This is a genomic window from Dyadobacter sp. CY345, from assembly GCF_021502725.1.
Taxonomy (GTDB): domain Bacteria; phylum Bacteroidota; class Bacteroidia; order Cytophagales; family Spirosomataceae; genus Dyadobacter.
On sequence record NZ_JAKFFS010000001.1, the window covers coordinates 60140 to 78864 of the forward strand.

At 41.0% G+C, this 18725-nt stretch carries 18 protein-coding genes; 13 read left to right on the forward strand and 5 right to left on the reverse strand.

The annotated features are described in order from the left end of the window. The first annotated feature begins 247 nt into the window (after positions 1–247). On the forward strand, positions 248–1222 hold the full coding sequence (gene pfkA / locus L0657_RS00270; protein WP_090342129.1) for a 6-phosphofructokinase: 975 nt from the start codon (positions 248–250) through the stop codon (positions 1220–1222). Positions 1223–1320: 98 nt separating this feature from the next. Here pfkA and L0657_RS00275 read toward each other — a convergent pair whose 3' ends face one another. Beyond that, the gene (locus L0657_RS00275) at positions 1321–2091 is read right to left on the reverse strand and encodes a YdcF family protein (protein WP_235148321.1); all 771 of its coding nucleotides are present in this window, start codon (positions 2089–2091) and stop codon (positions 1321–1323) included. Positions 2092–2195: 104 nt separating this feature from the next. On the opposite strand from L0657_RS00275, the gene L0657_RS00280 reads away from it, so the two are divergent. Continuing rightward, complete coding sequence (locus L0657_RS00280) at positions 2196–3605, forward strand: TlpA family protein disulfide reductase (RefSeq protein ID WP_235148322.1); 1410 nt, start codon at positions 2196–2198, stop codon at positions 3603–3605. A gap of 89 nt (positions 3606–3694) precedes the next feature. On the opposite strand, the gene L0657_RS00285 is transcribed toward L0657_RS00280, so the two are convergent. Beyond that, a complete protein-coding gene (locus L0657_RS00285) occupies positions 3695–4798 on the reverse strand; it encodes a lactonase family protein (protein ID WP_235148323.1) in 1104 nt (367 codons plus the stop codon). Between the two features lie 286 nt (positions 4799–5084). Between L0657_RS00285 and L0657_RS00290 the strand changes: the two genes are divergently transcribed. From L0657_RS00290 to L0657_RS00340, 11 genes are all read left to right on the forward strand, one after another. Continuing rightward, on the forward strand, positions 5085–7322 hold the full coding sequence (locus tag L0657_RS00290; protein WP_235148324.1) for a heavy metal translocating P-type ATPase: 2238 nt from the start codon (positions 5085–5087) through the stop codon (positions 7320–7322). Between the two features lie 74 nt (positions 7323–7396). Beyond that, positions 7397–8611 carry an alginate lyase family protein gene (locus L0657_RS00295; RefSeq protein ID WP_235148325.1) on the forward strand — a complete coding sequence of 405 codons (1215 nt, stop codon included), beginning with the start codon at positions 7397–7399 and terminating at the stop codon, positions 8609–8611. Between the two features lie 110 nt (positions 8612–8721). Continuing rightward, positions 8722–9309 (forward strand): Uma2 family endonuclease, encoded by a 588-nt coding sequence (locus tag L0657_RS00300; protein ID WP_235148326.1) that lies wholly within the window; start codon positions 8722–8724, stop codon positions 9307–9309. Positions 9310–9454: 145 nt separating this feature from the next. Further along, positions 9455–9667 (forward strand): heavy-metal-associated domain-containing protein, encoded by a 213-nt coding sequence (locus tag L0657_RS00305; protein WP_235148327.1) that lies wholly within the window; start codon positions 9455–9457, stop codon positions 9665–9667. A gap of 77 nt (positions 9668–9744) precedes the next feature. Then, entirely contained in the window at positions 9745–10209 is a 465-nt protein-coding gene (locus L0657_RS00310; protein WP_235148328.1) for an HYC_CC_PP family protein, read from the forward strand. Between the two features lie 83 nt (positions 10210–10292). Next, the gene (locus L0657_RS00315) at positions 10293–12527 is read left to right on the forward strand and encodes a TonB-dependent receptor (RefSeq protein ID WP_235148329.1); all 2235 of its coding nucleotides are present in this window, start codon (positions 10293–10295) and stop codon (positions 12525–12527) included. A gap of 58 nt (positions 12528–12585) precedes the next feature. Beyond that, complete coding sequence (locus L0657_RS00320) at positions 12586–13167, forward strand: AraC family transcriptional regulator (RefSeq protein ID WP_235148330.1); 582 nt, start codon at positions 12586–12588, stop codon at positions 13165–13167. Positions 13168–13193: 26 nt separating this feature from the next. Continuing rightward, positions 13194–13439 carry a heavy metal-binding domain-containing protein gene (locus L0657_RS00325; protein WP_235148331.1) on the forward strand — a complete coding sequence of 82 codons (246 nt, stop codon included), beginning with the start codon at positions 13194–13196 and terminating at the stop codon, positions 13437–13439. A 30-nt stretch (positions 13440–13469) separates the two neighbouring features. Then, positions 13470–13814 carry a heavy-metal-associated domain-containing protein gene (locus tag L0657_RS00330; protein ID WP_235148332.1) on the forward strand — a complete coding sequence of 115 codons (345 nt, stop codon included), beginning with the start codon at positions 13470–13472 and terminating at the stop codon, positions 13812–13814. A 16-nt stretch (positions 13815–13830) separates the two neighbouring features. Further along, positions 13831–15228, forward strand: coding sequence for a hypothetical protein (locus L0657_RS00335; protein WP_235148333.1), 1398 nt, complete (start codon positions 13831–13833; stop codon positions 15226–15228). 99 nt (positions 15229–15327) lie between these two features. Then, positions 15328–16071: a class I SAM-dependent methyltransferase gene (locus L0657_RS00340; RefSeq protein ID WP_235148334.1), complete on the forward strand. Its 744-nt coding sequence runs from the start codon at positions 15328–15330 to the stop codon at positions 16069–16071. Here L0657_RS00340 and L0657_RS00345 read toward each other — a convergent pair whose 3' ends face one another. The 3 genes from L0657_RS00345 to L0657_RS00355 all read right to left on the reverse strand — a co-directional run bounded on the left by L0657_RS00345 (position 16072) and on the right by L0657_RS00355 (position 18667). Next, positions 16072–16593 (reverse strand): YeeE/YedE family protein, encoded by a 522-nt coding sequence (locus L0657_RS00345; protein WP_235148335.1) that lies wholly within the window; start codon positions 16591–16593, stop codon positions 16072–16074. It abuts the gene before it with no gap. Between the two features lie 28 nt (positions 16594–16621). Beyond that, entirely contained in the window at positions 16622–17197 is a 576-nt protein-coding gene (locus L0657_RS00350) for a YeeE/YedE family protein (RefSeq protein WP_235148336.1), read from the reverse strand. A 78-nt stretch (positions 17198–17275) separates the two neighbouring features. Next, positions 17276–18667 carry a rhodanese-like domain-containing protein gene (locus L0657_RS00355; protein WP_235148337.1) on the reverse strand — a complete coding sequence of 464 codons (1392 nt, stop codon included), beginning with the start codon at positions 18665–18667 and terminating at the stop codon, positions 17276–17278. Positions 18668–18725 lie beyond the last annotated feature (58 nt).

Consider the following 18725-nt stretch of genomic DNA (forward strand, 5'->3'; position numbering starts at 1 on the left):
CTTTTCTTTCACAATACTCCCAAAGATCATTTAACCTTGCACGTTAATTTTTTGTTAACAAGCGCAAATATAAAAGTATTGATATATGTTTGGGATGTAAAATTTGATTCTGTTTTTGGTATTTTTTTGATAGAAATCCGAAATAGGACGTAAAATTTCAGAAAATACCCGATAAATTTGCAGAAATTGTGCCTTCAAGTTAAATCACAACTGAAATAGGATTGATTAGTAGTAACCCGATATATAAATGAAAAGAATTGGAGTTTTTACCTCAGGAGGAGATGCACCCGGAATGAACGCTTGTATCCGTGCTGTTGTGCGCGGTGCTGTGTACCATGGAATCGAAGTGTACGGAATCCGCAGAGGATATAGTGGAATGATTGCTGGTGATGTTTATAAAATGGAATCGCACTCGGTGAGTAATATCGTGCAACGAGGCGGAACAATACTTAAATCTGCTCGGAGTAAAGAATTCATGACGCCGGAAGGACGTAAAAAAGCTTACGATCAACTCAACGAACATGGTATTGAAGGTTTAGTTGCTATCGGAGGAAACGGGACGTTTACCGGTGCAATGATTTTTGGTAACGAATATGGAATTCCTACCGTTGGTGCGCCCGGAACAATTGATAACGACTTATACGGAACAGATTACACAATTGGTTTTGATACCGCAGTAAATACGGCATTGGACGCAATTGACCGCATCCGTGATACTGCAAGTTCACACGACCGGATCTTTTTTATTGAAGTAATGGGTCGTGATTCAGGTTATATTGCGGTACAATCGGGTATTGCCGGTGGCGCAGAACTAGTTATGGTGCCGGAAGTTCTTACGCCATTATCCGAAGTTGTTGAAACTTTGAAACAAGGATGGAGTCGCTCAAAATCTTCTTCGATTATTGTTGTTGCGGAGGGTGATGAAGCCGGAAGTGCAGTAGAAGTTGCAGAAAAAATCAAATCTCAGGTTGATGAAAACGCGGATATCCGGGTAACAACTTTGGGACATACCCAGCGTGGAGGTTCTCCTTCTGCTTATGACCGTATTTTGGCCAGCCGCTTAGGTTTAGGAGCTTTGGAAGGACTAATTGGCGGACAGAAGAATGTAATGGCGGGGATCATAAACAATGACCTTGTCTATACACCGTTCGAGGATACCATCCGTCTTCCGAAACCAATCAGCGACGATTTGTTGAGAATGGTTAAAATATTGAGCGTTTAAAAAAAAGGATATTTGTAGTCAGGAATAGTCACTTGTTGTTATACATTGATGATGGTAACAATAAATGACGATTACCTGGCTTGCGTCAGGAGCGACTTTTAACAGTAGCCCATGATTTTATAAATCACGATGCCTACCAGCTCTCTGAACAAAAGCTGAGAATATCCGAGTACTTCCGGGCTTGGAATAAAATATTCCTTGATCTGTGTATCATAACTGTTGCCATAAAAATCGGCAGGGAATTGATCTGTTTTAATGCCTGCTTTTTCAAAACACCCCACAGAACGGCGCATATGGAAAGCTGATGTGATCAGTAAATAATCTTTTCCTGGGAATTTCCGGTTTAGTATTTGAGCCGTAAACAACGCGTTTTCTCTCGTGTTTCTTGCTTCCTGTTCCAAAATAATGTCCTGCGGATCCACTCCCCATTGCACTAGAAACTTTGCTGTTTGCTGGGCTTCTCCTTTTCCGATATCAGTAAATTGTTTTCCGCTGGCTCCGGTTATAATTATTTTTTTGATTTTTCCTGCTTTGTATAACTCGTAAGTTTGCAAAATCCGGTCGGCATGAAGTCCTAAGCCAGCATCAGAAGATAGCTCAGGAATGTTTATCAATCCGCCGGTGAGCAAAATACCGACGTCATAGGTTTTACTTACTGCGTTTACCTTGACAGGTTTATATTCCCACCAGACAAATGCCTTATTGATCAGAAAAGAATTGGATATTAAAAACAGAATTACAAAAGAAAGAATGAGTGCATTTTTTTTATGTTTAGGTTTGTTTGTTCTAAGCGCATAAAGTAAAAGTATAAGACTGATGCTTAGCGGCATCAACAGGAAATCGATTGTCTTGGATAGAAAAAAAAACATTTGGGTACGAAGCTGGTAGAAGTAAGCGTTTTGATTTTAATTTTGTGTTCAGGTCACGATTTAGCTTAATAATTAAACAGTTCATAATGATCCCTCATTTTCAAATGAAAAAAATAACGCACACAGCAGTTTTTACTTTGTTATTTATTATAAGTTCAGTCATATACTCTTTTGGTCAGGGATACCGCATCGAGGCGACTTTGAAAGGTGTTAAGGATAGCTCTTTTGTTTTAGGCCATTATAGTTACAGCAACAAGCAATTTGTTGCGAAAGATACCGCGAAGGCTGATGCCAACGGCCACATGGTCTTTGAAGGTAAAACAAACCTGCCTGGCGGTCTTTATCTTTTGCTTTTTCCTGGAAATCAGAAGTGGATCGAGATTGTTTATTCAGGAAAAGAGACAAGCTTTTCCATGGAAACGGATACCGCGAGTTTGGTTGAAAGCATGGTTGTTAAAGGCTCAAAAGATAATCAGCTTTTTTATGCGTATCAGAGAGAGTTGAAAAAAGGAGTTCAGCAAATGGAGGCGCTGAATAAAAATAGTTCCGCTTATGGACCTGCAAAAATGAAAGCGGCACAGGATAATTTTAAGGCGTATCGGGATAAATTTTTTAAAGAAAACTCCGATTCTTTTACTATCAAATTGTTCAAAATGTCGAGCGAGCCGGAGGTTCCTGCTGCGCCAAAACTGGCAAATGGAAAAACGGATTCCCTCTGGGTTTTTAATTATTATAAAAAGCATTATTGGGACGAGATCGATTTTGCGGATGATAGAATTTTACGTACTCCCTTTCTGGAAGCAAAAATTGATCGCTACATCAAAAACCTGGTTGTACAAACGCCTGATTCTTTAATCAAAGATACCGACTGGCTGGTGGCAAAAGCATCTGCGAATAAGGATGTGAAATCGTATGTTGTATTTTACATAATTAACCAATATGAAAATCCTAAGACGGTAGGAACTGAGGCACTCTGGGTTCATATGGCGAATAAATATTATCTGTCAGGTGATATGGGAATTTCTGACGATGCTAAAAAACGTATCTCCGATAAGGTCAATACGCTAAAAGATGTATTGGTAAACAAAACTTTCCCGCCTTTGCCGATCACGGATGCAACAGGAAAAAAGATCAATTTACAGGCAATCGATGCGAGTTATACGGTTTTGTTTTTTTACGCGGCTACATGCGGACATTGCAAGGAGGCTTCTCCGGTATTGAAATCTTTTTATGACAAAAATAAAGCAGACGGTGTGAAAGTCATAGCCATCGATACCGAACATAACCAGGACGAATGGAAATCATTTGTAAAAACATATCATCTGGAAGAGCTCATCAATGGTTTTGATCCGCTTAACCAAGTTGATTTTAACAAAAAATATGATGTGGTAACGACGCCGACGATTTATGTTTTAGATAAAAATAAAAAGATCATTGCCCGTAAAATGCCCGTGGAGCAGCTGGACGATTTCTTAAATTATTATAAGAAAAAACAACTGGCTTCTACCAAATAATATAACTTTTGAAAACAAAGAAACTCCGCAAAATCTGGTTTTGCGGAGTTTCTTTGTTTTTGGTCGAATCAGATTTTTACCAACTCTTTTTATAAAAATGCGATACAAATAGGCAGTTTCACTGATATGCTTTCATGTTTGAAAGTTAGCTTTCCTGTTTTAGGATTGATCTCATAGACCACAAGATTATCCTTGTCCTGATTCGCTACAATCATATATTTTCCCGACGGATCAATATTAAAATCCCGCGGCGTTTTAATCGACTGTGTTTGTTCATCGACTTTTTGAAGTGTTCCATCCCCTTTTATCTGGAACGCACTTATGCTATTATGGCCGCGGTTTGAAGTGTAAACAAATTTCCCATTGGGATGGAGCCTAATTGCTGCACTCGTGCTCGGATCTTTAAAATCTGCCGGAATTGTTGGATAACTTGCGATCGCTGTGATCACGCCGGCACTGTTCAGCGAACAGGCTGTCACGGTCAGGTCCAGTTCGTTCAGGATAAACATATTTTTTCCTGACTGTGTGATTACAAAATGTCTTGGCCCGGAGCCTGGTTTTGCTTCAAAAGCTGCCTGGGCCGGATTAGGTTTCAACTCACCTGTTTGCGTATTAACAATGTAATTCATCACATGATCTGTCCCCAAATCCACCGTATAAACATATTTTCTGTTTGGTGAAGCAGCGGAGAAATGCGCATGTGCTTTTTCCTGACGTTTTTCGTTCGGGCCTTTTCCGGTGAATTGTTGCGTAAAAGTGGGTGGATTTACTTTCCCGTCGGCCGCCAGCATATAAGCCGTAAAACTTCCGCCGGTATAGTTGGAGACAAAAGCCATCTTCCCGGACGGATCGACTGAGACATGACATGGATTCATTCCTTCTGAAGTTTGGCTATTTTGGTAGGTTAATTTGTGATCTGCACCGATGGCAAAAGCAGAGATTTTATTATCACCAGTGACCGCATACAGATTTTTCTTGTTGGGAGAAATACTGACATATCCCGGCGCAGGACCAGTCTTGAAAGCTTCTTTCAGCGTAATTTGTCCCGTTGCCAAATCGAGTTCAGCCAGTGAAACGGCAGCATTTTCAGATTTGTCTTGTGAACCAATATAAAAAAGTACCGTTTTATCTTTAAACGAGAAAGCGGAAAGACCCGTCACAAGGGTCAGTGCCAGGCAGAATAATTTTCTCATAAAGTATCGAATTGATTATGTGGAATATTCAGCAAAAGGGAAACGGGCTTCGTTTTTAATGTAGAAATCAGTTTTATAAATCAGAAAAGAAAATATTATTCAGTTAAGTGAAAAATAATGGAGGAAATTACCTGACGGAGAGGTGATTCTGGCGGTAGCGGACCAATTTTTCGAATAGAATAAAGCTTGCCTAAACCTTTCATAATCATGTAAGTCCGGGCTATAATTGTGTAAAATTTTCGGCCTTGGTAATCCGTACCTTTGACAAATAGAATATAGAAATCTCATGGAAGCGGATCATAAAGTATTGAATACTAAAAAAGTCACATTGCCTGTCACAGGAATGTCTTGTGCGGCCTGTGCAGTAAGCGTGGAATCCATGCTGAAAAGTACGTCCGGAGTCGCCGACGCCGGTGTTAATTATGCAAATCAATCAGCCTGGGTTGATTTCGATCCCAAAGCGACGGATTTGCCAGCTTTGGATAAGGTTTTGCAAAGTATCGGCTACGGATTTATTATCAATGATGATGAAGACGAAGGCATTGCCGAGCAGGAAAAATTAAAACTGGAACATTATCACGACCTGAAAAGAAAAACAATCTGGACAGGAATTCTGGCTATTCCGGTTGTCATAATCGGAATGTTTTTCATGGATATGCCCAACGGCAATTATATTATGCTGGCACTGACCGCGCCGGTGTTATTTATTTTTGGGAAAGATTTCTATGTAAATGCCTGGAATCAGGCCAGACATGGAAAATCAAATATGGATACGCTGGTAGCTTTAAGTACCGGTATTGCTTTTTTATTCAGCACTTTTAACACTTTTTATCCTCAGTTCTGGCATGAAAAAGGAATGCATCCGCACGTTTACTTTGAAGCGGCGGCGGTGATCGTATTTTTTATTTTACTTGGAAAATTACTGGAAGAAAAGGCTAAAACCAATACATCGGATGCATTGAAAAAGCTGATCGGTTTACAGCCCAAAACCGTGAAAGTAATCCGGAATAATGCTGAAATTGAAATTTCTGTTAAGGAGGTTTTGCTGCTCGAAGAGATAGTAATTCGGTCCGGTGAAAAAATTCCTGTGGATGGGAAAGTAATCAGTGGAAGTTCTTTTGTGGATGAGAGCCTGATGACAGGCGAGCCGATACCTTCCGAAAAAACTGCCGGAACTCAGGTATTTGCAGGAACAATAAATCAGCAGGGAAGTTTTACTTTTGTTGCGGAAAAAATAGGCAAAAATACAGTACTCGCGCAGATCATTAAAACCGTTCAGGCGGCGCAGGGAAGCAAGGCACCGGTTCAGAGGTTGGTGGATAAAATAGCTGGAATTTTTGTTCCCGTGGTGATTGGTATATCCGTTTTGACATTTGTTGTCTGGATGTTTTTCGGAGGCGAAAATGCTTTAACGCAAGCACTCTTGGCCGCGGTTTCTGTTTTGGTCATTGCTTGTCCGTGTGCGCTCGGTTTGGCAACCCCGACTGCGATTATGGTAGGTGTTGGAAAAGGTGCCGAGAATAATATTTTGATCCGGGATGCAGAAAGTCTTGAAAAAGCGCACGAGGTAAATGTTGTCATTTTGGATAAAACCGGAACATTAACGCAGGGACACCCACAGGTTACTAACTGGAAATGGAGCGTAAATTTATCAGATCAGGCAAAACACGCCGTTGCTGTTAAGCTTTTAGAATCGCGATCTGAACATCCATTGGCTTTGGCAGTTGTAAATTATGTGCAGGAAAATGGTAATTCGAAAATTGAGCATTTCGAATCTGTTACCGGAAATGGGATTAATGGAATCGTTGACGGCAATGAATATCTGATTGGTACTTTGTCGTTTATGCAAAAAGAAAATGTAAAACTTGATGCGGATCTGGAAAAACTGGCAGATGTGCAAAGAGAAGCGGCGCAGACTGTTATTGGTGTGAGTTTGAATAAAGTTCAGATCGCTTTGATATCAATCGCGGATCAGTTGAAAACAACTTCTGCTGAGGCAGTTCGGAAATTGCAGGAGCAGGGAATTGAGGTATATATGCTGACAGGAGATAATTCGCAGACAGCCGCTGCGGTTGCACGCCAGCTTGGTATCAAAAATTATATGTCCGAAGTGAAACCGGATGATAAAATGCAGTTTGTCAAAAAATTGCAAGCAGAAGGTAAAATTGTAGCAATGGTCGGAGATGGCGTCAATGACTCACAGGCCCTCGCTCAGGCCGATGTTAGTATAGCTATGGGAAAAGGGTCTGATATAGCAATGGACGTAGCGAAAATGACATTGATAACTTCCGATCTGATGGTGCTGCCGAAAGCTTTGAAACTTTCTAAAAAAACAGTAGCCACGATCAGACAGAATCTCTTTTGGGCATTTATTTATAATTTAATCGGAATACCTGTCGCAGCCGGAATTTTGTATCCCTTCAACGGGTTTCTATTAAATCCGATGATTGCAGGAGCAGCCATGGCGCTGAGTTCTGTATCTGTCGTGACCAATAGTTTGAGACTGCGCAGTGCAAAATTGTAGTTGATCAGTAGGGGGAGAACAGGCTGTCGGTTGTCTTTTAGTAGAAGCAGTTCAATCCATTAGCCAGATTAACAATGACCGAATTATTTCTTTCGCAATTATATCGAAACCAAAGACGTAACCGAATGGGCGCGTCTTTGGTTTTTTGCTTTATACTCTTTGTTAATTTAAGTTTTGGACAGAAAAATTCGGTCGAGTCAGAAGTGATCTGGACACTGCGAACCCATATTATGACCGAAGCAGGCTGGGCGATGATGCAGGAGCCTATCACCGTGACCGCAGAAACAAGTCCAAGAAGTAAGGGCGGGAAACATGATTTTTATTCAGAAGGCGATTACTGGTGGCCTGATTCACTGAATCCTGACGGTCCGTATATTCAGCGCGATGGCCTGACAAATCCGAATATTTTTACTGCACATCGGTTGGCCATGATACGATTCAGTAGAATTGTTGGCGCACTGGCCTCGGCATACAAACTAACACGTGAAGATAAATATGCAACCCAGGCATTTCGGCATATTAACGCATGGTTCGTCGACAGCGAAACAAAAATGAATCCCTCATTGCTTTTTGCCCAGGCTATTAAAGGGCGGGCTGCGGGACGAGGAATTGGGATTATTGATACAATTCATTTAATGGAAGTGGCGCAGGGAATAATTGTGATGCAGCAAGCAAAATCTGTGAATAAGCAAGATCTTGCGCAAACGAAAAACTGGTTTGCTGAATATATTAACTGGCTGATGACGCATCAGTACGGCAAAGACGAAATGGAAGCCAAAAACAATCATGGAACGTGCTGGGCTATGCAGGTGGCATCTTTCGCCAAATTAACTGAAAACAAAGAAGTCCTCGATTTTTGTAGAAACCGGTATAAAACAGTCTTTCTGCCGTATCAAATGAACGCAAATGGAAGTTTTCCTCAGGAGCTAAAAAGAACAAAACCTTATGGTTATTCTATTTTTAATCTGGATGCAATGGTGATGTTATGCCATATTTTGTCTGATAAAGAAAATAATCTATGGACGTATCAGACGATAGATGGACGGAATATTAAAAAAGGTATTTCCTACCTCTATCCCTTCATTGCAGATAAGAAAAAATGGCCATTGAAGCCGGATGTTATGTATTGGGAAAACTGGCCTGTTGCTCAGCCTTTCCTGGTTTTTGGTGCTCAGGCTTTCAAAAAAGATGACTGGTTTAGAACCTGGCGGAAACTGGATCATAATCCCAAAGAGGAAGAAGTACTTCGGAATTTGCCTGTGAGAAATCCGATTATTTGGTTTGAGTGATATTTGAGTTCGGGAATTATTCAAATTCGGAATAAAGCACTATTTGTGTTGTGATCAAGTTTTTAATAGTTTAAATTTGATAATACCCACGCACTTGATAAAAGCTTTTTATGCAAACAGCAACACTTGTGACGCACGAAGAATACTTTGACCTTTTAGCAAAATCTGATCTAAAACTGGAATATAATTCCGGAGAAGTAACTGCCATGGCCGGTGCACAGCCTGCTCATAACAGGATTTGTGTCACATTATCTTTCGCTTTGGAGAATTGTTTAGGCACAGGCGATTGCCTCATTCTTAGTAATGATCAACTTATTAAAGTTGAAGGATGCGACAAATACACTTTTCCGGATTTGGTGATTATTTGTAAACAGCCGCTCTACGAAAAATCGGGCAGAGGTTTAGAAGCATTGATGAATCCTGAAATAATAGTAGAGGTATTGTCGGATTCTACCGAAGCGTATGACCGGTCAGAAAAATTTGATTGCTACAAAACAATTCCATCTTTCAGAGAATACGTATTGGTTTCCTCAAAAAAGAAAAAGATTGAGGTGATCAAAAAAATAAATGAAGCCGAATGGTTAAGTCATACTTACACTGAAAAGGATGAATATGTAATGATCGGTGAATGTTCTATTGCTCTGGATAAAATTTACAATAAAGTTGATCTGCCGGATTTAAAAACCATTGGTTTTTGAACTGAAAATTGTCATTGAATTTCTAAAAACCAAAAACTCTGTAACGCCGCTCCCTAATTCTGTAATGATCATCCCGGGTTTCCTGCCGACCTTTGCAAAGAGATAACTATTAAGGATTGTCTCAATTAAAAAATCGTTAGATCAAATGGAAACTTTAAAATTCAAAACCAATATTAAATGCGGAGGTTGCATAGCCGCCGTGACTCCCTTTTTAACTGCTGAAAACGGTATTGATAAATGGGAAGTCGATCTTCAAAATCCTGACCGGATTTTGTCTGTGGAAACTGATAAGTCGGCCGGAGAAGTGGCTGAGGTTGTAAAAAAAGCGGGATATGTCGCAGAGCCGGTTGCATTCTGATAGACAGGTTAAAATAAGAATAACTTGTTGAATCAATCCGTTTGTTATTGCTTCAATAAGGTTTTACTTTTGTACACATGGAAAACAAATTTCATAAATTCATCACCATCTTCATGGCCACGCTTGTGCTCGTTAGCAGCACAGGATTTGGGCTGATAGAGCATCAGTGCATGATGCGGGGGATGACTATGAAATTTGTTTCTGAGAAAAAAGCAGATTCCTGTGAGAAAAAAGTGGTTTCTTCCTGCTGTGCGAAAAGTAAAGCGTTGAAGGAATCAGGCAAAACCTTTTTCAAAAAGACAGATTGCTGCAAGGATCAACAGAAATTTGAAAAGGTTGATGTTGTTTCTTCACTGGCACAATTGCATGCCAAAGCAATGAAAATGATTGCTGACGGTGATCTTTGGTCTGTTCAGTCTTTTGTATTTCTTTCTCAGGAATGGGTTTATCCGCCTGCCCATTCATCTTCCGATACCATATCATTCTCTTCTCTTTTTCATGGGAGGAGTATGCTCTCTTTCGTACAAACTTTTCTGATATAAGTCGCTGATTGTTAAATTTTTAATGTGTTTGTGGGGTTATTCTCCCGACGCATTGGTATTTATCAAATCATGACTTAACACTAATGAAAAGATATTTAATCGGAGCAATCTTGCTTCTCTGCACGCAATCTATCTTTGCGCAACGTATTACCGGAAAAGTTTATGAACAACTGGTAAACGATAAAACACTCAAACCACTAACCGGCGCCAATGTTTATTGGACAGGCTCCACGCAGGCATCTTCAACGGATTCCAGTGGCCGGTTTTCAATTCCCCGAATTACGCAGTCAAATCAACTGGTTATCAGTTTTGTCGGATTTAAAAACGATACCATCAAGATTGGTGCCGAAAGCGAGCTGGAAGTGATTTTGAAAAGCGACCAGACTTTGAATGAAGTTGTGGTAAAAGCAAACGCGAACTCGATCGACCGGTTATCTCCGCATCAAACAGAAATTATAACTACACGAGCACTTGCAAAAGCAGCCTGCTGTAATCTATCGGAAAGTTTCGAAACAAATGCCTCAGTTTCCGTTTCTTACAGCGATGCCGTAACCGGCGCAAAACAAATCCAGATGTTGGGTTTGAATGGCACCTATATCCAGACAAACATTGAAAATATTCCAACAATCCGTGGCTTGGCTTCAACTTTCGGGATGAATTTTGTGCCCGGGACCTGGATTCAGTCTATTGATGTTGGGAAAGGTGCAGGTTCTGTGGTGAATGGATATGAGTCGATGACTGGCCAGATTAACGTGGAACTTCAAAAACCGGATACGCAGGAAAAACTTTATTTCAATACCTATGTAAATAATTTCGGCCGGGCCGAAGTGAATCTAAATTTGGCCCACCAATTAAATGAAAAATGGAGCACCGGTTTATTGACTCATGCGAGTACGCTCCGAAACAGAATTGATAAAAACGGCGACGGGTTTCTGGACCTTCCCTTATATACCCAGTACAATGTGATCAATCGCTGGAAATATCAGAGCAATCGAATGATGGCGCAGTTTGGTGTAAAAGCTTTGCATGAAGATCGTTTAGGCGGACAAGCTGATTTTCGTGAAGAAATGAAAGGGACAACCAAGGCTTATGGGTTCGGGGCGAAAGTCAATCGCTATGAGTTTTTCTCAAAAATCGCCAGACTTTATCCTGATAAACCTTACAAAGGTTTGGGGCTGATTGTGAATGCATCTGTTCATGATTCAAAGTCATATTTTGGACTAACAAATTATAACGGCCGGCAGGAAACTTTGTACGGAAATCTGATCTATCAATCGATTCTGGGAAATACAAATCATTCCTATAAGGCTGGCGTAAGTTATATGCTGGACAATTATAACGAAAAATACAAAGACACAACCCTGCTGAGAAGAGAATCTGTTCCTGGTGTTTTTGTGGAATATACTTACAATAATCTCGACAAATTTGTGCTTGTCGCTGGTTCCCGTGTCGATTTTCACAACTTGTATGGAACACAGTTTACGCCGCGTCTGCATTTGAAATATAGTCTTTCCAATAACACCACATTACGTGCCTCGGCAGGAAGAGGTTTTCGGGTGGCAAATCCGCTCGCAGAATATTATGGTAACCTGGTAAGCTCGCGTCAGGTATTATTTCTGGAAAAACTTCGCCCGGAAGTTTCCTGGAACTATGGAGTAAGTCTGACGCAGGAATTCAAAATAGGTGAAATGAACGGTACTTTTGTTACTGATTTCTATCGGACAAACTTTGAAAATCAGCTCGTTGCCGATTTGGAAAACCCGAAGTACATCCGTTTTTATAACCTGAATGGAAAAGCCTATGCGAACAGTTTTCAGGCTGAGGTAAACCTTACGCCAATCAAACGTTTTGATCTGAAAATGGCTTACCGTTTGTTTGATGTAAAACAGACTGTTTACGGACTTGCTGATGAAAATGTTTTGCTACCGAAAATGTTGGTGAGCCGGGACAGAATTCTTTTCAACGCGGGTTATGCTTTGCCTTACGATAAATGGAAATTTGATGTCACGGTACAGTGGAATGGAAAACGCCGGTTGCCTAGTATGGACCCTATGTATGGCATGTTAGGACATGGTGATATGACGTCCGAAGTTTCGACGGAAGCACCTTCTTTTTATAATCTGAATGCCCAGATTACCCGTACTTTTCCTAAGTGGGATATTTATCTCGGAGGAGAAAATTTGAATAACTTCCGCCAGAAAAATCCGATTTATGCGGCTAACAATCCTTTCGGAAAAGAATTTGATGCAGGTATGGCCTGGGGACCGGTTGTGGGAAGAATGATTTATGCAGGTGTGAGATTCAAAATCATCAGATAATTGTTGAATACTTAAGCCAGGGAAATTAACAATTCATCATTAACCATTAACAATTAAAATGAGGTTATATATCAAAAATATGGTTTGTGATCGCTGTATCAAGGTTGTCAAAGAAGAGCTGGGCAAAATTGATATCAGTTTGAAACATATTGAACTGGGAGAGGTGGACACGGAATCTGAGCTGAACGAGGCAAAAATTTCGGAGGTGAAACATATTCTGGAAACGAATGGATTTGAATTGTTGGATGATAAAAGGGCAACGCTGGTTGAAAATATAAGAACGCTGATCATTGAAGAAGTTCAGTATCTGAAGGGACATAAGGCTGCGTCGCTGAACTTCTCAGATTATCTTTCCCAAAAAACAGGGTATGAGTATTCTTATCTGAGCAACCTGTTTTCTTCTGAAACCGGACAAACCATTGAGCAATATATCATCGCCCAGAAAGTTGAAAAAGTGAAAGAATGGCTTTCCTACAACGAGTTAAGTCTGAGTGAAATGGCTTGGAGGTTATCTTACAGTAGTGCGGCACATTTAAGTAACCAGTTTAAAAAAGTAACAGGAATGACGCCAGGCGAATTTAAAAAAACGAATACGCTGCCAAGAAAAACCCTTGATCGGGTAGGGGAAACTAAAATTTGAAACACTAGTACTAATCAAAATAAACGATGAGAAAGATTCTTTTTGCACTACCATTAACATTGCTTTTCGCTTGCTCAGGAAACCAGGATAAGACCAAAGATTCAGACGCCAAAACTGAGACGGTATCAACAGCAGATGCTAAAAAATATGCTTGTCCGATGCAGTGTGAAGGTGATAAAACCTACGCACAGGCGGGGAAATGCCCGGTTTGTAAAATGGACTTACAGGAAATAGCACTGGCTGAAACGGATTCTACCGCACATAATCATTAATTATTAACCAAAACAATCAAAAACACAATCATGAAAAAGACGATCATTTTATTCATAACAGCCCTGTTTCTATCCGTAAATTTTGTCCATGCTGACGGAAAAGATAAAGAAGTGAAATTTAAAACTTCGGCGATCTGCGAAATGTGTAAGGCACGAATTGAACGCAACCTGGGATTGTCCAAAGGAGTGAAAGAGTCAAATCTTAATCTTACTGACAAAGTGGTTACGGTAAAATATAATCCGGATAAAACGACAGAAGCTGCAATTAAGGCTACGATCAACAAAACCGGATACGATGCAGATTTGTCGCCTGCCGACCAAAAAGCGCATGATAAACTGCCAAGCTGCTGCCGAAAAACTGCTGCGGCACACTGACACTAAATTTTAACTGATGTTTTTAAAACAAACAATATTTTTCGTTGCGGGTAGTTTGCTCGTTACGACGGTATCTGCTTTTGCCCAGCATAACCACATGGATATGCCTGCAAAAAAGGATACGGCTAAACATGAAATGCATGATCATGCCGCGCATGACATGGATTCCAAACAAAAACCAGACTCCATGCCTCAAATGAAAATGCATATGAGTCATGCATTTTCACTAAGTCTGCCAATGAACCGGAACGGTTCAGGGACTGGATGGCAGCCGGATGCAACGCCGATGTATGCATATATGAAGCATGGCAGTAAATGGAATTACATGCTGCACGGAAGTTTGTTTCTGAGGTATACGAGCCAAAACTTAAATAATGATGGCAAACGAGGCGCTTCTGCCAAAGTCAGCGCACCGAATTATGTTATGGGAATGGCGCAGAGACAAGTTGGAAAAAATGGATTGTTGACAGTGCGTTCCATGATTTCGCTCGACCGTATTTTTGATGGCGGCTCCGGATATCCTTTACTTTTTCAATCCGGAGAAACCTGGAAGGGCAAGCCGCTGATTGACCGTCAGCACCCGCATGACCTGATATCAGAGTTAGCCGTTGGGTATACGCATAGGATCAACAAAAAAATGGACGTCAGCATTTATGCAGGTTACCCTGGCGAACCAGCATTGGGTCCGACCGCATTTATGCATCGCATGTCTGCTTTCAACAATCCGGACGCCGTACTCGGTCATCACTGGCAGGATGCGACACATATTACTTTTGGCGTTGTTACAGCTGGCGTTCGTTATGGGAAATTTAAAGCGGAAGCTTCCGGTTTCACGGGCCGTGAGCCGAATGAGAATCGTTTCAACTTTGACAAACCACGTTTTGATTCTTATAGTTATCGTCTGTTGTTTAATCCTTCTGCAAACTGGGCAATACAGGCATCCCGTGGTTTTATAAAAAGTCCGGAGCTGAATCATGCAGATGAAAACGTGAACAGAACAACGGCTTCTGTCCGGCATAGTAAGAATTTGAATTCGGAAAACCACTGGATTTCTTCATCAATTGTATATGGTCTGAACGATTCGGGAGAGGGGCACAAAGAAAGTTCGTTGTTGGCCGAGTCAAATCTTCAGCTGAATAAATGGTCCGTTTATGGGCGATATGAATGGGTGGAAAAAAGCCAGGAAGAGCTGGATTTGACTTTGATTAATGCTTCACATGATCAGAAATTTCCGGTTTCGGCTTTTACACTTGGATTAAACCGTCAGCTCTTCTCGTTTTCAAAAACATTGTTACAGGCAGGAATTCAGGCAAGTGTCTTCTCGATTGGTGACGACCTGCGGGCTGCTTATGGAAAAATCCCGGTTTCCGGTCAGGTGTATCTTAGGCTCACGCCGGGGCTTATGCGCATGTAACTTTGAGCAAAATCCAACTATTCAAAAACGGATAAAAAACACCAGGCGACCGTTTAAATTTTTTTAAACTACTTTTGTGGAAATTAAATCTTCCCCACATTGGCCTGGTATCATACATATTTTAATGGTTTGCCTCAAATCGCCTGGAAATTAAATCAGGACGAAACGTATACGGAATACGAAGTCGATTTTCTTCGTGACACATTGGAGCTGAAAAACGGAAGTAAGGTTTTGGACATCATGGCGGGTTACGGCCGTCATGCTTTGCCACTTGCTGATCTTGGTTCTCAACTTACCTGTGTTGATCTGTCATCCGAGTATTGTGAAGAATTGCAGAAAATTTCGGCTCAGGAAAATTTACCGCTTACTGTCATCTGTGATGATATACTGACACTTACTTTCGAAGAAAAATCGTTCGACGCTGCCTATTGTTTTGGTAACAGTTTTAGTTTTTTTCCCCGCGAGGATATGCAGAAATTTTTGCAGAAGATTTCTGACCTGCTTGTCGACGGCGGATTTTTCAGTATTCATACAGAAAATTTGGCGGAAAGTATTTTTCCTAATTTTCAGACGAGAAACTGGATGCCTGTGGGGAACGACATGATCTATCTGGCCGAAAATGATTACAATCCTGAGGAAGGATATATTGAAGCTGAACAAACTTTCATATCTGGCACCGAGAAAGTTACGCACAGTGTTCGACAACATATTTACACCTTGGGCGAATTAAATTTTATGTTTAAATCAGCAGGCTTTCAGGTTATCGGTGCTTTTGGGAATTTGGAAGCTGATCCGTTCATGCTGGGAGACGAACAATTATATCTTGTCGCAAAGAAAATATAATCAATGCGGGAGTTTGGAACGGAGTAATCCATAAGTCCAGGTTCCCGCAATTGCGCTGAGCAGTGTGATGATAACGACAAAAAAGCCGCTGCCGATTTGTGCGAATAATGGTCCGGGACAAGCGCCCGTTATCGCCCAACCTAAACCGAATAAGAATCCGCCATAAATTTGTCCTTTGTTAAATGTCTTTGAAGGTATATTAATTTCTTCCCCACTTCTTGTTTTGATATTAAAACGCTTAATGATCTGTAAGGAAATCAGGCCGGTGACCACTGCTGACCCGATAACGCCATACATGTGAAACGAATCCAGCCTGAACATTTCCTGAATTCTAAACCAGGAAACGATTTCTGCTTTCACAAAAACGATTCCGAAGAATAAACCGACAAGCAGATATTTGAGATTTGCGCCAAAACCTTCTTTTTGAGATTGCTGATTTGTTCCGTCGTAACTATCCGCATCCTGATCTAATTGATCTTTCAAATTAATTCCGGAAACGGTCTTGAATTTAGTAGTAGCCATAATCAGAGAAATGCGAGTTTTTTAAAAGTTAGTTAACTAGCTGAAATAGCCAGGGAAGAAGAATCCAGGTCGAGAAAAAGCCGCCGATCATGAAAAATATGGTTGCAACCAACGATGGCCATTGCAGATTGGAAAGCCCCATGATCGCATGGCCGGATGTGCATCCGCCGGCATAACGGGTTCCAAAACCAACAAGAAAACCGCCAAGCACGAAAAATATCAATCCTTTTAAAGAAAATATGTTTTCAACAGCAAAGATCTCAGCGGGCATCAGGCCGGAGAAATCTGTAATGCCAAGCTGTGAAAGGCTGGTTTGTGTCTTCTCCGCGATCATGAAAGATTCCGGATTGGTTAGTAAATAGGTAGCGATAAATCCGCCTATCGTGATACCAGCTACAAAGAATAAATTCCAAATTTCCTTTTTCCAATCGTATTTGAAAAATGAAATATTAGCCGGAATAACCGCCGCGCATATGTGTCGCAGAGAAGACGAAATCCCAAAAGATTTGTTTCCAAGCAACAGCAGGACCGGCACTGTCATTCCGATAATAGGCCCGGCAACATACCAGGGCCAAGGTTTGCGGATCATCTCAAATAAGTCCATATTGAAATAATTTATTAAGGTCTGTCCATGATCTTGATTTAAACATCTATTCCTGATCTAAAAGCTTTAACGTCGCTCCTATACTAATCGGCCAAGAGGTACCTCTGTTTTTTGAATTTCTCCGAAACCGCCTTCAATGTTGATTACATCGTCGAATCCTCTTGCTTTTAAAATTGAAGCAGCGATCATGGAGCGGTATCCGCCAGCGCAGTGTACATACAATGTCTCGTTTTTTGATAAAGAAGACATGTTGTCATTGATCGAGTCCAGCGGTATGTTTTCTGCTCCTTCCACATGTCCGGATTCAAATTCGTCAGCCTTTCTGACATCAACAACTTTTATATCAACTTCACTATAACGTTCTGCAAAATCTTTGGCTGGAAGAGAAATGATTGAATCAATTTCTTTTCCGGTCTTTTTCCAGGCTTCAAAACCACCGTCCAGGTATCCGATCGCGAAATCATATCCAACTCTGGCTAGTCTGGTCACAACTTCTTCTTCACGGCCAGGCTCAGTGATTAGTAAAATATTTTGCTTTAAATCCGGTATGAGGGCGCCAACCCAGGGTGCAAAACCGCCATCGATTCCGATATTAATTGAGTTTGGAATAAATCCCTTTGCAAAATCTTCCGGTTTTCTGGTGTCCAATATCAGGGCACCCAAAAGATTTGCTTTCGATTCGAACGCATTCGCAGATAAAGCCTGGTCGCCACGTTCTAAAACATCATCGATACTTTCGTATCCATCACGGTTCATTTTAACATTTTCAGGGAAATATTGAGGTGGTTCAGTCAAGCCGGCGGTTACCTCTTTTATAAATTCGTCTTTAGTCATATCCGCGCGCAGTGCATAATTGAATTTTTTCTGGTTACCCAGCGAGTCACTTGTTTCTTTGCTCATGCTTTTTCCGCAGGCCGACCCCGCGCCGTGGGCAGGATAAACGATGATATCATCTGGCAAAATCATAATTTTCGACCGAAGACTGTCAAACAATATTCCGGCAAGATCGTCTTGCGTCACGTCTCCATTCTGAGCTAAATCTGGCCGGCCAACATCGCCGATGAAAAGCGTATCGCCACTAAAAATAGCTATTTCTTTTCCGGTATGATCTGAAAGTAAATAACACGAAGATTCCATCGTGTGCCCAGGCGTATGTAAAACTTTAATTGTAATTTCTCCCAGTTTAAATATCTCGCCGTCTTCGGCAATGTGCGCCTCGAAGCCGGTATTCGCCTTGGGGCCATAAACGATTTTTGCTCCGGTTTTTTCGGCGAGATCAATATGCCCGGATACGAAGTCTGCGTGGAAATGTGTTTCAAAAACATACTTGATGCTGACATTCAGTTTTTTCGCTTTTTCAATATAGGGTGCGACTTCCCGAAGAGGGTCAATAACAGCAGCTTCATTACCGGATGTAATAAAATATGCTCCTTGCGCCAGGCAGCCAGTATAAATTTGTTCGATTTTCATATGGAACTAGTTGTAGTTTGTTCGCAATCCGTTTATCGAATAGATTGCCGATTTTGGG

Excerpts from the sequence above, each read along its gene's own strand:
- L0657_RS00355 (WP_235148337.1), bottom strand. The coding sequence starts at position 18,667 with ATGAAAATCGAACAAATTTATACTGGCTGCCTGGCGCAAGGAGCATAT.
- L0657_RS00350 (WP_235148336.1), bottom strand. The coding sequence starts at position 17,197 with ATGGACTTATTTGAGATGATCCGCAAACCTTGGCCCTGGTATGTTGCC.
- L0657_RS00280 (WP_235148322.1), top strand. The coding sequence starts at position 2,196 with ATGAAAAAAATAACGCACACAGCAGTTTTTACTTTGTTATTTATTATA.
- L0657_RS00300 (WP_235148326.1), top strand. The coding sequence starts at position 8,722 with ATGCAAACAGCAACACTTGTGACGCACGAAGAATACTTTGACCTTTTA.
- L0657_RS00310 (WP_235148328.1), top strand. The coding sequence starts at position 9,745 with ATGGAAAACAAATTTCATAAATTCATCACCATCTTCATGGCCACGCTT.
- L0657_RS00335 (WP_235148333.1), top strand. The coding sequence starts at position 13,831 with ATGTTTTTAAAACAAACAATATTTTTCGTTGCGGGTAGTTTGCTCGTT.
- L0657_RS00285 (WP_235148323.1), bottom strand. The coding sequence starts at position 4,798 with ATGAGAAAATTATTCTGCCTGGCACTGACCCTTGTGACGGGTCTTTCC.
- L0657_RS00275 (WP_235148321.1), bottom strand. The coding sequence starts at position 2,091 with ATGTTTTTTTTTCTATCCAAGACAATCGATTTCCTGTTGATGCCGCTA.
- L0657_RS00330 (WP_235148332.1), top strand. The coding sequence starts at position 13,470 with ATGAAAAAGACGATCATTTTATTCATAACAGCCCTGTTTCTATCCGTA.
- L0657_RS00320 (WP_235148330.1), top strand. The coding sequence starts at position 12,586 with ATGAGGTTATATATCAAAAATATGGTTTGTGATCGCTGTATCAAGGTT.
- L0657_RS00345 (WP_235148335.1), bottom strand. The coding sequence starts at position 16,593 with ATGGCTACTACTAAATTCAAGACCGTTTCCGGAATTAATTTGAAAGAT.
- L0657_RS00295 (WP_235148325.1), top strand. The coding sequence starts at position 7,397 with ATGACCGAATTATTTCTTTCGCAATTATATCGAAACCAAAGACGTAAC.
- pfkA (WP_090342129.1), top strand. The coding sequence starts at position 248 with ATGAAAAGAATTGGAGTTTTTACCTCAGGAGGAGATGCACCCGGAATG.
- L0657_RS00305 (WP_235148327.1), top strand. The coding sequence starts at position 9,455 with ATGGAAACTTTAAAATTCAAAACCAATATTAAATGCGGAGGTTGCATA.
- L0657_RS00315 (WP_235148329.1), top strand. The coding sequence starts at position 10,293 with ATGAAAAGATATTTAATCGGAGCAATCTTGCTTCTCTGCACGCAATCT.
- L0657_RS00325 (WP_235148331.1), top strand. The coding sequence starts at position 13,194 with ATGAGAAAGATTCTTTTTGCACTACCATTAACATTGCTTTTCGCTTGC.
- L0657_RS00290 (WP_235148324.1), top strand. The coding sequence starts at position 5,085 with ATGGAAGCGGATCATAAAGTATTGAATACTAAAAAAGTCACATTGCCT.